Source organism: Mucilaginibacter sp. R-33 (assembly GCF_049949235.1).
GTDB lineage: Bacteria > Bacteroidota > Bacteroidia > Sphingobacteriales > Sphingobacteriaceae > Mucilaginibacter.
This window is the reverse complement of sequence record NZ_CP188089.1, coordinates 590958-605439: the sequence shown is the minus strand read 5'-3', so window position 1 is coordinate 605439 and position 14482 is coordinate 590958. Positions and strand designations below refer to the sequence as shown.

Here is a 14482-nt window from a genome sequence, read left to right as displayed (position 1 = left end):
GGTCACAAAGTTGGTGATAACAACAGCCAAGAATAGCAAAAGCGCAAGTATAAATTAAATATCAAACTGTAAAACAGCCCATAATAAAACTTTTAATCAGCTTAAACCTTTATCATTATTAATGAGCGCCAAACCTAAAAAACATACCGCCGCCTTAGGATTTATTTTCGTAACGCTTTTTATTGATGTGCTTGGCTTAGGCATCATTATACCGGTAATGCCGTCGCTGCTCGAAAAACTGGGCAACATGGATGTAAGTACCGCTGCGCAATACAACGGTTATTTAACGTTCACCTACGCCTCCATGCAGTTCCTGTTTTCGTCGTTGCTGGGCAATTTAAGTGACAGGTATGGGCGCAGACCTGTATTGTTAGGTTCGCTTATTGGCTTTGGGATAGATTATATTTTTATGGCCTTCGCTCCTACTGTGGCCTGGTTATTTATCGGCCGTGCTATAGCAGGCTTTGCGGGTGCCAGTAATACCACAGCAACCGCTTACATTGCCGATATCAGTACAGGTAAAAACCGGGCGGCAAATTTTGGTTTGGTTGGGGCAGCATCCGGGCTTGGATTTATTATTGGTATAGGCACCGGGAGCTTTTTGGGTGCATTAAATGTGCGGTTCCCTTTTATGCTGGCGGCCGGTCTGGCCCTCCTGAATGCGGCGTATGGCTATTTTGTATTACCCGAATCATTAAATATCAAAAACCGCAGGCGTTTTGAATGGAAGAAGGCTAATCCCATTAGCTCATTACGCAGCCTGTCGCGATATAAATCCTTAACCGGATTGATCGGGGCATTTTCTTTGGTATACATTGCTCAAAAAGCTGTTGAATATGTACTGTCGTTTTATGTAACTGAAAAATTCGACTGGTCGCTGAAAAGTATTGGCTTTTTAGGGTTCTTCATCGGCATTGTACTGGTAGCCATACAGGGAGGGCTCATCAGGTTTACCATTCCAAAATTTGGACAGGAGAAAAACATTGTAGCCGGTTTACTATTCTATACCATCGGTTTAACCTTCATTGCTTTCGCCAACCAGGGTTGGATGATGTATGTGTTCATGGTACCTTATTGCCTTGGCGGTATTTCGGGCCCTTCACTTCAGGGTATGATTACCAGTACAGTATCAGCTAAAGAACAGGGCGAATTGCAGGGCTCACTGACCAGTATCAGTAGTTTAGCGGTGATCATCGGCCCCCTGTTAATGAGTTCGGTGTTTCATTTGTTCACCCATCGTAATACTTCAACCTATTTTCCGGGCGCTCCGTATATTTTGGGTGCTGTATTGATGCTGATAGCTGTTTTCTTAGCGATAAGAAGTTTTAAGAAAGCCAGGGTGACAGATTCAAAACAGGTGGAGGTGTTGCCGTAGGAACATGTAAACCCCACCCAAACCCTCCCCGGAAGGGAGGACTTTGAAAATTCAAAAAAGTCTTCCCTACCGGGGGAGATTTAGAGGGGGCCGGGCTGAGCTAATCCAGCCCGCTTACCCCTCCTGATATCACAAATTTCATTACATCGGCAGCACTCTTATCCATCGGTTTTACTTTATCGGCAGCAATGATGATCACCTGCCCTGCAAACGAGTAGGAATACGGGAAGTATACAGCCACCTCGCCGGGCAACCCAATCTTTGCGAGGTCTTTCTGAACCAGGAAACCTATCTTTTTTAAACCAAACTCATTAACTTCAACCAGTACCGGCTCGTTGAACTTTTTCTCTTCGCCAACAAAGGCTTCTGTCAAATCTTTTATCGACGAATACAGGAACGCGAAGATGGGCAAACGTGCAAACCACCGCTTAAACCAGCCTTTAATGGGTTCGGTGATTACATTGGTAACCAGTACCCCCATGATCATGATAACCACTACAACATTCAGGATCCCCAGGCCCGGGATATACATGTGCTTTCCGGTTTTATCAACCCAAAGATCACTCAGGTTAAGCGCCTTATCAATGCTGGCCACCGCCCAGTACATCAGGAAGATGGCGGCCCCTACAGGTACAACCACCAACATCCCTTTTACAAAATACCTGAATAATACCCGCGCTAACCTGTTCATTTTAAGCCCCTGATTTCTACTCGTAAAAGTACACTCTTTTTACCCTTTGCGAAATATTGGTTAATATTTCGTAGGGGATGGTACCTATCTGCTTTGCCAGTTCTTCAATGCGCTGGTGTTCATCAAAGATGATCACCTCATCGCCTTCATGCACATCCAGGCCGCTCACATCCAGCATACACATATCCATAGTGATGTTGCCCACAGTAGGCACAAGCGTGCCTTTCACCAGCATTTTGCCAACGCCTTTGCCGAAGGCACGGAGGTAACCATCGGCATAGCCGATACGAACAGTAGCTATTTTACCATCTTTAACAAGGCTCCCGCTTCGCCCGTAGCTGATTGTGTCCCCTTTTCCAATCTTTTTAACCTGGGCAACGCTTGTTTTTAAACTGGCTATAGGCTGCAACCCCGCATCAGACTCCGGCACCGACGAGTCGATCCCATATAAACCTATCCCCAATCGAACCATATCATAGTGTGCCGAAGGCCAGCGGATAATACCGGCAGTATTGCAGATGTGCTTGATCACCTTATAACCCAGTGTGCGCTCTATTTCTTTAAAAGCCTTTTCAAAGCGCCTGATCTGCTTTTTGGTAAACTCGTCATGCTCAGGAGCTTCGCTTGCAGCCAGATGCGAAAATACCGATTGCACCCGTATATATCGATTGACCTCCAGCATATCGCAGAGGGTTTCTATCTCGTAATTTTCAAAACCCAGGCGGTGCATACCAGTATCAATTTTAAGATGCACCGGGTAACCGGCAATGCCCTGTGCCGAAGCATAGCTCACAAAATCATCTAATAAACCAAAACTGTAAATTACAGGCTCAAGCTTATATTCGGTGAGCTTATCAAATGCCGAAGCCTCGGGGTTAAGCACTTTGATGGGCAGGTTAATCCCGGCCTGCCGTAAAGCTACCCCCTCATCAATATAGGCAACCGCCAAATAATCTACTTTATTATACTGTAGCATATTGGCCACCTCAAAAGTGCCGCTGCCATAGCTAAAAGCCTTTACCATAGCCATTACTTTTACCCCCGGCTTAAGCTTTGATTTATAAAAATTGAGGTTATTTAGTAAGGAGTTCAAGTTGATCTCCATTACGGTTTCATGCGCTTTTTGGGCCAACGCACGGCTCACCTGCTCAAACTCAAAACTGCGCGAACCTTTGATCAGGATGGTTTCATCTTTAAAATTGAGTGCTTTTAACTGTTGCAGCAGTGTGGCTGTATCGGCATAAAAATGCTGTTGGGCTATGTCAAAATATTGCTGGTGGCTGAGCAGCGCCCCCCCTACGCCAACAAATTTATCAATCTTTTTAGCCCGGATCAATTCGGCCACCTGTTTGTACAGCACATCCTGCTGCAGGCCCGATTGATAAATATCCGACAAGATCAGCGTCTTTTTTTGATGCTGATTTTGCTGAGACAAAAAGTTAAGCGCTATCTCCAGCGATTGCAGATCTGAATTGTATGAATCATCAATAACGGAACAGTTGTTTACGCCGTTTTTTAACTCCAACCGCATACTTACCGGCGCGAGGCGCTCGATGCGCTTATCCGCCTCCACCGCACTGTAGCCTAAAGCCAGCATAGTAGCCCAACAGGTAATGGCATTTTCTACCGAGGCCTGGTCGGTAAAAGGAACGAGGCATTCTATTTCTTTACCCTGGTACCGGGCACGAAAGTAATAATTTTTAGAGATCACCGTCTCGCTGAAAACATACAGGTCAGCTTCACGGAATTTACGGCTCCAGGTAAAGGTTTCTTTAGCCGCGATATCTTTTTCATAACCGATTAGCTGATCGTAATTATGGATTAGCAGCCTGCTGTTTTTGAATAGCCCCAGTTTTTCCAGGAGCTTTTGCCTGGGCGATTCAAAACCCTCGTCATGCGCAGGGCCTATGTGGGTGAGTACCCCTATTTCGGGCTTAATGATAGCTTCCAGCTTATTCATCTCATTTATGGTAGAGATGCCCGCTTCAAAAATCCCCAGTTCGTTCCGGTCGTTGATTTGCCACACGGACAATGGCACACCGATTTGCGAATTATAACTTTTAGGGTTTCGTACAATATTTTTATCGGCCGAAAGCAGCTGGTAAAGCCATTCCTTAACAATAGTTTTGCCGTTACTGCCCGTAATGCCAATTACCTCCAGCTTAAAACGGCTGCGGTGATAGGCTGCCAGCATTTGCAGGGCCGCCAGCGGATCTGGCACAATCAAAAAGTTTGCGCCGGGCAGGTTAAACTCCGGGCCATGTTCCACTACAAAATTGCGCACACCGCCTGCATAAGCTTCGGCAACAAACTCATGGCCATTGCGTCTGCCGCTCAGGGCAAAAAATAAGCCTTCGGCAGGGTTGTTGATCCGGCGGCTATCGGTAAAAAGCGCACTGATCGTATATTCTTCAACGATGTTGCCATCTGCCTTGATGATCTTTTTTATAGCGCTTATGGTGTACGTGTTATTGGGCATGCTGCTAATTTGGAGATATTAAAACAAATAGAATAATTTTTAACGAATTTTGGTTTTTAAATGGATCAACCCAAATCAATTAAAATTACTGACGAGAAAGTTGCCCTTGCAAAAGCCGAGCACTTTTGCGCCTACCAAGAGCGCGCCCAGCAGGAAGTACGCGACAAACTTTACGAGTGGGGACTATGGCCTGACGCTGTTGAACGCATTATAAGCCAATTGATAGAGGGCAATTTCCTTAACGAGGAACGCTTTGCACGGATCTATGCTAAAAGTAAATTTAACCAAAAAGCGTGGGGACGTATTAAAATTAAACAAGGGCTTAAACTTAAACGAGTGCCCGATGTATTGATTAAAAAAGCTCTCCTTATTATTGACCCTGACGATTATTTGACTGCTTTGACCCACTTATTACAAAAAAAAGAAGCTACCCTAAACGAGAAGAACCAGCTGAAGCGCCGGTACAAGCTGCAGCAGTACGCCATGGGCCGCGGATTTGAAGCTGCGCTGATATCTGATATTTTGAAAAACAGCGAGTTATAAACTATTTTCAAAAAAATTAAATTTTTCCTTGCAGAGTATGCATTTCTGCCTATATTTGCACTCCCGCAAACGAGATAGGCAGCCGGTTAACGAAAGCCAAATCAAAGCGAGGAAAATACCAACGCGAAAGTAGCTCAGTTGGTAGAGCACGACCTTGCCAAGGTCGGGGTCGCGAGTTCGAATCTCGTCTTTCGCTCAAAGCCCTTCCTGATAAAAAGAAGGGTTTTATTTTTAAAAGGTTAGACACCTGCTCAGATGGTGGAACTGGTAGACACGCAGGACTTAAAATCCTGTTCCCGTAAACGGAGTGCGGGTTCGATTCCCGCTCTGAGTACAAAAGCAGAGTAAAATCGCTTCAAAAGCCCTTAAATCAAATGATTTAGGGGCTTTTTCTTTTAAAACCCCTCCAAAAGATTCATTCAAATCGCATGTTTTAGTTGAACAATTCGTTGAACTCGCACGAGCATTCAAAATCATTCAACGAAAAGCTTACAACAAACTGTATGTCAACATGTTTCAGAGATAAACATCTTGATTAAAAGGCCATCAAATCGACATTTGTTTAACTTAAATGATTATGTTGAAAAAGGCGAAAGATCATAGTTTTTTTATTTATTGTAAAAATGCGATGGTAACCTTAGTGGTTATATCTCTAATTAAACTCTATCTTTAATTGTCTAAACACTTTCACAATGATTCAAAAAAGAACTTATCATTTCTTGCTGTTTCTTATTTTACAAAGTTGCACTCATGGGCAAACTTTCGATAAAGCCAGGTTAGACAGCTTTTTTGTAGCGCTGAATAAGAATGACCAAAGCATGGGCAGTATCGCCATATCCGCTAACGGAGTGGTGGTTTATCAAAACGCTATCGGCTTTAGCCAAATAAACAAACAGGCAAAAACACCGTCGACCATTGAAACAAAATATAGAATAGGCTCAATCAGTAAGATGTTTACAGCAACTATGATATTTCAGCTGATAGATGAAGGTAAGCTTAGTTTTGAAACACCTTTGGCTCGTTATTTCCCACAACTACCTAATGCCAGTAAGATCAATATAAGGGAAATGCTTGACCACCGTAGCGGGCTTCATAATTTTACGAGCGACTCACTTTATGCCACTTATATGGGCAGCCCTAAGTCTGAAACTGAAATGATTGCCATCTTTAGCAGACAAAAATCCGATTTTGAGCCGGATTCAAAGGCCGAATACAGCAATACTAACTTTGTATTATTGGGTTATATGATTGAAAGATTGACAGGTAAAACGTATGGCGAAGAATTAAAGAAGCGTATCACTTCAAAAATAGGCTTGGCACAAACTTATTACGGCACCAAAGCCAATTCAACCAAAAACGAAGCACACTCCTACATTTACCAAGGACAGTGGACACAAATGCCTGAAACAGATATGAGTATTCCGGGAGGCGCCGGGGCTATTGTTTCTACGCCCACTGATCTGGTTAAATTTATAAATGCACTTTTTGAGGGCAAACTTATTAGTATCGCCAACTTAGAGTTGATGAAAACAATGAGGGACAACTGTGGTATGGCCATGTTTGCTATGCCGTTTTATGATATAAAAGGCTATGGACATTCCGGAGGCATCGATGGGTTTTTAAGTCTGCTTTTTTATTTACCGAAAGAGAAGATAGCGGTAGCTTACACTTCCAATGGAACACGATACTCATACAATGACGTCGTCACTGGAGCTTTGAGCATATATTTTAACAAGCCGTTTACTATTCCAGAGTTTAAAACAATTACATTGAAATCAACTGAGCTTGATAAATATGTCGGGGAATATTCCAGTACACAAATACCCCTGAAAATTACTATGACCAAAAAAGACATCACACTGTTTGCGCAAGCCTCGGGTCAAAGCGCATTTCCCTTAGAAGCCAAAGGTGAAAATAAATTTGTTTATGCTTCTGCCGATGCCACCTTTCAATTTGAACCGGATAAAAGATGTTTCACGTTAATACAAAAGGGGAATACCTATTTATTTAACAAAACTGACAAATAGAGGCAAATTGAAAATTGGTTATTGGTAGCTGATCTTGTATATCCCCGGGTAAAAGGTGCAATGACTTTTGCTCCAAACCGTGCCTGTACTTTTGCCACATCATCGAACGCTTGGACATCGCAAGGAAATCCATGAAAGAGTAAAACCGGCCATCCGTCTATAGGACCGATTTCGATGTAAGCAATCCGAAGCGTATTAGTATTAACAAATGTAACCTGATGCCGAATATGAAAATCGCGATATGTTGCTGTCATAATAAAAGCTTAATAGCATAACACTCCTGTATTTTTTTGGTTTGTGATGCTAACCATTATGAGTTTGACCGTGAGTTTTACTATCGCGAGAGCTTTCTGCCTGTGGCATTCCCGTTTCTAAAAATAAATTCATTGTTTCAGCAGCTAACGGAACAAACGCACAGCCGTTTTTAACAGGCTTCATTTCATATGAATCATTTGCTTGGCAGCGCCTTTATATGCGCCGCCGCGTGTTTATTCTTTGAATTTAGACCAGCCGAGATCAGATTCAGATCCAACTCCTGCAGCCAGTGTGCATCGGTTAGTGTGCTATGCCCGCCGCCAGGCGTTGTCAGCCCGCCTACATTGATCAATATATCAATACCGCCAAAGGTCTCTGCTATCTGCTTGGCAAGACCCGCTACCTGGTCGGCGTTGGTAAGCTCTGCAGCTATAAAATGATGAGGGGTTTCTTCAGGTGTTGTTCTGGCGCTTATGATGACCGTTGCACCTGCTTCAGCTAATTCATCCGCAATTGCTTTACCGATACCTTTTGTACCACCGGTAACAATGCCCTTTTTCCTTTAAGATTTTTCAAATTCATGTCTTTGTCGTTAGTATTCTGAAACAAATGTTTCAGAATTGGGTAAAAAAATTATTTTGTTAACTGCTTAATGAAATATTCTGCCATGCGCCTGATCTTGACCGGGTCTTTGTGCAGGATAAATGATTCATACCAGCCCGTCCAGGTGCTATTAAAGTAATCGGCCAGCAAAGCGGGATCTTCATCGTTTCGGATCTCGCCGTTATCCATAGCTTTCCTGAGCAGGTCATGTAAAAACTGGTAGGAACGCTGATCATCGGCTGCCAATATTTGTTTCACTCGCGCATCATTTGTGGCCACCTCGAATGCACTCTTTACAGCCATGCAGCTATCCTCGCCATTAATGATCACGTTAACGGCTTCATGAATGTAATCCACTAAAACAGCTAAGGCTGACCTTTTACTTGCCAAGCGTTTGTCCCAATCCTGCTTCCTGATATCGGTATAGTGCTGCACACAACGCACAAACAGTTCCTGCTTATCACCAATGGTGTTGTACAGGCTGCTGCTGTTGATCTGCATGGCATCAGTCAGGTCACGGAGCGAGGTAGCATTATAACCCTTCTTCCAGAAAACTTCCATCGCTTTCTGAATAGCTACCGCTTCGTTAAATTCTACATTCCTCGCCATGACGACGCAAAGATACCTAAATCTGAAACACTTGTTTCAGATTTAGGTCATGATTTGCTCATCATCTGACGGAAGACTAATCATTGGTAAACCCTGCTGCGCTTGGCAATGGACAACAATCCTTCAATCCTATACCAAACGATTTAGGATTAAGACTCGTGAACAGCAAACATTCGCTTGCCGAACAGTTTTATTAAGTTATTCAAGACAGAAATAACGTTGGAGATAAGTAAGCCTGCGGCTGACATAGCATTGCCGAAATACCGGCGACAGAATATATTTTTCAGCTTTTGTGACTTTAGGGTACTTAGTAATGCGGCCTATTGAAAAATTTATGCCTTCGCCGAGCTGTAAGAAATTGATCCCTTAATTAAAAATCTCCCCTGGTTATTGGCCAGCTTTTCCTGCCATTGCTGAAATTGCTCAGGCGTCAGGCTTGACCGCGCCCTTGCCTCACGGGGGATCTTTAAAGGTTCCCGGGTTCGATAAGAGCGACTCGAGTTGCCCGGAAACTTTTCGTTGGTCAGATTGGGGTCGTCCTCGAAGCTGCCGGTGGGTTCAACAATATAAACACGCGCACATCCTTGATCGTCATAACTTTGAAATGCACGTCAGGCATATTGATGTAGATTGAAATTCATTCCGATCCTGTCACTAATTGGTAGTTCAAATTTATCAAAACCAGGATTTTAATGCACTTTCTTAAACGGATATCTTTACAGCATCTCCATTTTTAACCACATACCGGTAACTGTGGTCGTTACGTGTAATGGTAACTAACAGGTGACTCGCATCCTTTCTCTTTACAGCCAGATCGAAAACCGTACCGAACGCATGAATATTCTCCAGGCTCATATGATCCCAGGCGTGGGGTAAGCGGGGGATGCAATAAAAGCTGTTGAAACCGGTGGGCCTCATCCCAAACAAACCTTCGGTAAAAATGCGGCAGTACAATCCACTCTCGGCAGAAAGATGGCGTTGGTTGCCCTCCGGGTAAGCTTCTACGGCATATGGAACATGCTCGCCTAAAAGTCGCCTCTGTGAATAGTATTTGAGAAACCTTACAGCCTGTTCGGTTTCACCCGCCTGTAATACGCCACGAAGTGCGTATAAGGTTGAGCGGTCCCAAAATGTACCATTGCCGGCTTGGGTGGCCAGGCCATCGGCTGTCCATAGCTCGTGCGAAAACAGGGCATCTATCGTACCCCTGCTGCGGTCATAGATACCCATGGTTAGCGGAACACAGATCCAGGAGCGCAATTGGGTGTTGGTTTCATAGTATTTATAGGTATGATAGCCGGCTATATCCGCCCCAAAGTATTTTTCAATAGCATCTTTAAGCGCCGCCGCTCGTTTTGTGTATTGTTTTATTTCATTTTTTGGCAGACGTAGTTGCTGAGCTAAAAAACTTGCTGAGATCAGGGCATCGTAATACAAACCGTTGGTAGATAAGTTGGCTTTACCCGATGGAAACCTGCCTTCCAGCTCATCACTTTGCGATTCTACCACACCTTGTTGATTCATCTGCCTGCGGTTGTATTCCAGGCACCATGATATCAGCGGCCAAAGTTTTTTTGCGGAATCCGCATTTCCTAAAGTAAGTGCATAACGGGATGCGCCGTAAGCTATCATGGCCTGATCGCCCCTATCACCGGCACCTTTCCAAACCGTATCGCCTTCGGCTACGATAGAGCTTGGCAGGGGTTGATAATCGGGGTTCATATAACCGGCAAACAAGCGGTATGCGTTCATGGCCGATAGGTTGCCTATCCTATCGCCCGAAAAGGCAAAATAAGGATTAACATATTCTGCCTGATCGTTTGCCCAAACCGCGGCATAATACGATAGCCCGCCTGGGCCATGCATGTAACCGCCCTTGGTTTTAAAAATGCTTTCGGTTGCCCTAATCTTTGCAAAGGCAAACATGGCGTTCAAAACACTATCGGGAGTTTTCAATTGTAATGGGGCCAGGATTTCGTCAATACGATGTTGTCGCTCCTGCTCTTCAAGATCAGGTCTTACAGGCAATAACGATTGCGGATGATCAGTTGCCTGATAGTTGATGGCAAACGTGTAGGATTGACCAGGCCGTAGTATTTTGCGACCGTCATTTACCGATTGCATAATAACGGTATGTGGCGCACCTTTGCTTTTAAGGGTATCTGTCGTTACCTCGCGCTTTAAGTGCTCCATTACTACCGAAACCGGTTTATCGCTAACGTTAGTAAACCTATAAGTTTCAATGGCTATTGGTTTATCTGTTGACGGAAACAGGCTATGTTCAATTCTAACCTGTTTCAATATATCCGATCGGTAAGCAATACGCATAAAACCATGCTGGTTAATACTTTTTGCCGGTAAATTTATTCCGCCTTTTGCGACATCGGGCCATAAAAGTTTATCATCAACGTACATTCGGGGCAGGGCATTGTCATCAAATGTATAAGCGATGTGGCTACGGGTATCATCAGGAAGCGTCCGGAATGTTGGGAAAACCACTGTACGTGAAAGATGGCATAAGCCCTCCGCATCTACATTATAAGCAATCCATAACGATACTTTTTCGCCGGACATTTCGATATGATCAGCATGTGGGAGACGACCGTTAATGTGCCAGGTGATACTGCCGTCGGGTTGTAAAGCCCACCTATTGTTCTGTTGCGGTAGAACCAATTGCTGCGCCGAAACTAAACGCAGTTGTACAAGAAAAACGAGTATGATTAAGCAATGTTTTCGCGAGCAAAAATTCATTAAATAGTAGTAGATATGGATGTAACTGACTTTATTATTTCACACTGATTTTAATATGCTGATTGGGCTTAACTGTAACCTCAGCAAAGGATATGTATTTCCCCCAGTTGTCGGTTACATGTTTAACAGGCACCGGCCTGCCGTTAGCATAGGCCTGTTTATAAGTACCATAAAACATTGCTTTCCAAATGATCTGTAATTTTCCAATATTGTTTAGGGAAGATTGTTGTGTACCCTGATGAACAACATTGATCATAGTACCGAGCAAAGGTAAATTACTGATAGCTGCATCACCGTTACCGGTTGTTTTATAAATGGTAGTAATGCTTTGCGAACGGGCATTGGGCGTTATCCCCATCATGCCCTGTACAATGCCTTCAATTACACCAAATGAAACTTCAGGATATTCCCGTCTTTCGGTATTTTTATCAGATAGATACAACAGGTAATCGCGGGCCTTATCCCAGGAGTTGTTATTGTAAAATATTAATGGCAGATAGGATGTATTTTCAACATTCCAGGTTTTGGAGGCCAGGTGCGATAGCGTTTGTTTGATGCGTGTGGTATCCTTCAAGGCATCAAACCAAAGCAAAAAAGTCTCGCCTTCGTCCCTGCCAAATTTGCCATCCTTGCCGTAATAAGTAAAATACAAATTATCCCTGGTATCCCACCAATCCGCCTCTAATTTGTGCCTATACTTTTCGGCTTTCAGGGCGTAGGCTTTCGATTCGGCCAGTTTACCTTTGCTGGCTAATATGGCCGAGTAAGTTGATAATCCGCGGTAAAGCGCGGCCACCAGGTCGGCACCGGTTTTTAAATTAGGTACGCCTTCCGAGTACGAAGGTAATCCCCGACACCGGTGGAACGGATCACTTTCATTAAAACGCACAGGCGCGTTAGGATGCGCAGGCCTGTTCAACAAAGAATCTGACGATAGCACCCAGGCATTGATATAATCTTTAACCGTTTTTTCCTGGAAATTAGTAAATACCGGATCGTTAATATAATACTTATTACCAGTCCACAAATACATCCGCCAACTGGCATATAGCACATCAAAATTAGCGGGGAGATTATACCAAAACTCGCGGTCGTTCCGGTAATCTTCGGGGGCAGGCTTACCTGTCTTATTCAGCTCCCAGTATGAACACCAGTTTTTTGAAGCGGATATATTGCGGGCAAATAGCGTGAGCATGTTGTTATTTTCGCGCTTTAAGCCAAGTATCTCCCCGCCTATGCTTTGGTGGGATACATCACGCATACAGAAAGCATCACGCGGGGGTAGCGCCGATTCATACCAGGGACCTGCCGAATCGGCGGGGTGTCCTTTATAGTGCAGAGCCATATCTTTGGCCCAGGCAAATGCCTGTTCTATTTTTTTATCAGATGAGGTAAATTTTACGTCCTGAGCAAAAGATGGCAAATTGATAAATATGCACAGCATTACCGCGGACGCCAAAAGCCTGTGAATTAAGGAAAATTGAAAATTCATAATTGGTCTATTCTGGTCTATTTTATAAAAATAGATAATTTTATTGACTGTTCAAACTTATTTTGCAAGTACAAGTGGAGAAAACACAATAAACATCAATACCATAATCAGCAATAATATACAACTGTAGATATGCCGGTTTTTCCATGGCTTGGTATCAACCAGGGTATTGATCTGCAGTTGATAGGGCTCTGCCATAGGAAGAAGCTTGCCGATAAACAGCATCAGCCCACAGGTTATCACAAATAGTATAGCGAGGATATGCAAGAAATGAATATGCAGATCGAACACCGTTTGTGTAAGCGCGTAGGTTATAATAAAAAAAGCCAGGCCTATCGCTGCTGCCTTGGCTGGTACTCTTTTGGTAACCAGCCCCATAAACATAATGGTAAAAATGGGCACGTTAAAAAAACCGTTCACCATTTGTACATAGGTATAAAAGCCGTTTTTAACAAAAATGATAAAAGGCGCTATGAACATGGCCAGCAGACAAATCATTATCTCAAATAATCGCGCTGTCCGGATCAGGTGCTTTTCACTGGCTGTTCTGCCGCGCTTTTCCGTCCAGGGTTTATAGATATTTAATATAAACAATGTACTTGAGCTATTGAGACCAGCATTAAAAGTAGTGAGGGCTGCACCAAAAACAATGGCCGCGATATAACCCGCTATAAAAGGCGGCGATACAAGACTATCCAGTTTCGGGAATACTTCGGCTGTATTATCTAAATGCGTAAAAACATGCACAGCTATCAGGCCCGGCAAGTTTAGCAATAACGGCGAGATTAGCTTACCCAAACAGGCTACCGCTATACCCTTCTGGCTGCTTTTTAAATCCCGCGAGGCCAAAACCTGTTGAACTATATATTGCTCGGTACCCCAGTAATACAGGTTTACAAGCAGCATGCCGGTGAACAAGGTGCTGAATGGGATTGGATCGGCAGCCGTACCAATGCTGTTTAAATGCTCACGGTGGTTATTCAGCAAAATATGCAGCCCCTGCATCATATTGCCCTCCCCCAGATACCGTAAACCCAAAAATGGTAACAAAAGCCCTCCGGCGAATATACCAAAGCCGAGCAGGGTATCTGAAGTAGATATTGCCTTCAATCCCCCTAACAATGAATACAGACAGCCGATTGTTCCCATTATCCAGATCAGGATCCAGATGGTGGTCCAGTAATCGGTTTTCCAAACATCAGAAAAATGGAACAGGCCATTAAAAGCAACCGCACCACTATATAAAACCGATGGTAAAAGGTTAATAATGTAACTTACAAGGAATATACAGGAAACCAGCTTTCCAATGCCTGCGCCGTAACGGGCGGTAAGATAATCGGGAGTGGTTGAAATACCCAACTTAAGATACATGGGCATCAAAAACTCCGATACCAGCAGCATAGCCAGCACTGATGTCATGCCCCAGGCCATTACAGACATATTGTGCGTGTAGGCCAGCTCGTTTTCGCCTATAATAGTGGCGGTATTGATATTAGTAAACAGCAGGCCTCCACCAACCAGTAAAAACCCCAGGCTCCTATCGGCAAAAAAGAAACTATTAAGTGTGCTGAGCTTGTTTTTGCGGGTTTTATACCAGGATAACAGGCCAACTACACCTGTAAAAAAAAGAAAACTGGTTAGTATAGTCCAATTCACC

10 protein-coding genes, 2 tRNA genes and 1 pseudogene are annotated in these 14482 nt (G+C 43.8%); 5 read left to right on the top strand and 8 right to left on the bottom strand.

The window, feature by feature from the left end; genetic code table 11:
- Positions 1 to 121: 121 nt before the first annotated feature.
- A complete protein-coding gene (locus ACP26M_RS02765) occupies positions 122 to 1375 on the top strand; it encodes a TCR/Tet family MFS transporter (protein ID WP_426585950.1) in 1254 nt (417 codons plus the stop codon).
- A 100-nt stretch (positions 1376 to 1475) separates the two neighbouring features.
- On the opposite strand, the gene ACP26M_RS02760 is transcribed toward ACP26M_RS02765, so the two are convergent.
- On the bottom strand, positions 1476 to 2066 hold the full coding sequence (locus tag ACP26M_RS02760; protein WP_426585949.1) for a DUF502 domain-containing protein: 591 nt from the start codon (positions 2064 to 2066) through the stop codon (positions 1476 to 1478).
- A gap of 16 nt (positions 2067 to 2082) precedes the next feature.
- Positions 2083 to 4545 carry a bifunctional UDP-N-acetylmuramoyl-tripeptide:D-alanyl-D-alanine ligase/alanine racemase gene (locus tag ACP26M_RS02755; RefSeq protein WP_426585947.1) on the bottom strand — a complete coding sequence of 821 codons (2463 nt, stop codon included), beginning with the start codon at positions 4543 to 4545 and terminating at the stop codon, positions 2083 to 2085.
- Positions 4546 to 4605: 60 nt separating this feature from the next.
- Here ACP26M_RS02755 and ACP26M_RS02750 point away from each other — a divergent pair, with 60 nt between their 5' ends.
- The 4 genes from ACP26M_RS02750 (at position 4606) to ACP26M_RS02735 (ending at position 7115) form a co-directional block, all read left to right on the top strand.
- Entirely contained in the window at positions 4606 to 5088 is a 483-nt protein-coding gene (locus ACP26M_RS02750) for a regulatory protein RecX (RefSeq protein WP_426585945.1), read from the top strand.
- A gap of 123 nt (positions 5089 to 5211) precedes the next feature.
- Positions 5212 to 5284 (top strand) — tRNA-Gly (locus ACP26M_RS02745).
- Positions 5285 to 5337: 53 nt separating this feature from the next.
- A tRNA-Leu gene (locus ACP26M_RS02740) sits at positions 5338 to 5422 on the top strand.
- Between the two features lie 358 nt (positions 5423 to 5780).
- Positions 5781 to 7115: a serine hydrolase domain-containing protein gene (locus ACP26M_RS02735; protein WP_426585943.1), complete on the top strand. Its 1335-nt coding sequence runs from the start codon at positions 5781 to 5783 to the stop codon at positions 7113 to 7115.
- A 448-nt stretch (positions 7116 to 7563) separates the two neighbouring features.
- Here the strand turns inward: ACP26M_RS02735 and ACP26M_RS02730 are convergent, their stop codons facing one another.
- The 6 genes and pseudogenes from ACP26M_RS02730 to ACP26M_RS02705 form a co-directional block, all read right to left on the bottom strand.
- Positions 7564 to 7920, bottom strand: a complete 357-nt coding sequence (locus ACP26M_RS02730; RefSeq protein ID WP_426589691.1) for an SDR family NAD(P)-dependent oxidoreductase — start codon at positions 7918 to 7920, stop codon at positions 7564 to 7566.
- An 83-nt stretch (positions 7921 to 8003) separates the two neighbouring features.
- The gene (locus ACP26M_RS02725) at positions 8004 to 8582 is read right to left on the bottom strand and encodes a TetR/AcrR family transcriptional regulator (RefSeq protein WP_426585941.1); all 579 of its coding nucleotides are present in this window, start codon (positions 8580 to 8582) and stop codon (positions 8004 to 8006) included.
- Between the two features lie 460 nt (positions 8583 to 9042).
- Positions 9043 to 9157, bottom strand: a pseudogene (locus tag ACP26M_RS02720) (NAD(+)--rifampin ADP-ribosyltransferase); the annotation flags it as partial.
- 127 nt (positions 9158 to 9284) lie between these two features.
- Positions 9285 to 11333, bottom strand: coding sequence for a hypothetical protein (locus ACP26M_RS02715; protein ID WP_426585939.1), 2049 nt, complete (start codon positions 11331 to 11333; stop codon positions 9285 to 9287).
- A gap of 34 nt (positions 11334 to 11367) precedes the next feature.
- Positions 11368 to 12825 (bottom strand): hypothetical protein, encoded by a 1458-nt coding sequence (locus tag ACP26M_RS02710; protein ID WP_426585937.1) that lies wholly within the window; start codon positions 12823 to 12825, stop codon positions 11368 to 11370.
- Between the two features lie 57 nt (positions 12826 to 12882).
- Positions 12883 to 14481, bottom strand: a complete 1599-nt coding sequence (locus ACP26M_RS02705) for a solute:sodium symporter family transporter (RefSeq protein WP_426585935.1) — start codon at positions 14479 to 14481, stop codon at positions 12883 to 12885.
- Position 14482: the final 1 nt, after the last annotated feature.

Bases quoted from the DNA above. Each gene is read 5' to 3' on its own strand.
- ACP26M_RS02710 (WP_426585937.1), bottom strand. From the start codon at position 12,825: ATGAATTTTCAATTTTCCTTAATTCACAGGCTTTTGGCGTCCGCGGTA.
- ACP26M_RS02765 (WP_426585950.1), top strand. From the start codon at position 122: ATGAGCGCCAAACCTAAAAAACATACCGCCGCCTTAGGATTTATTTTC.
- ACP26M_RS02735 (WP_426585943.1), top strand. From the start codon at position 5,781: ATGATTCAAAAAAGAACTTATCATTTCTTGCTGTTTCTTATTTTACAA.
- ACP26M_RS02725 (WP_426585941.1), bottom strand. From the start codon at position 8,582: ATGGCGAGGAATGTAGAATTTAACGAAGCGGTAGCTATTCAGAAAGCG.
- ACP26M_RS02755 (WP_426585947.1), bottom strand. From the start codon at position 4,545: ATGCCCAATAACACGTACACCATAAGCGCTATAAAAAAGATCATCAAG.
- ACP26M_RS02750 (WP_426585945.1), top strand. From the start codon at position 4,606: ATGGATCAACCCAAATCAATTAAAATTACTGACGAGAAAGTTGCCCTT.
- ACP26M_RS02715 (WP_426585939.1), bottom strand. From the start codon at position 11,333: ATGAATTTTTGCTCGCGAAAACATTGCTTAATCATACTCGTTTTTCTT.
- ACP26M_RS02760 (WP_426585949.1), bottom strand. From the start codon at position 2,066: ATGAACAGGTTAGCGCGGGTATTATTCAGGTATTTTGTAAAAGGGATG.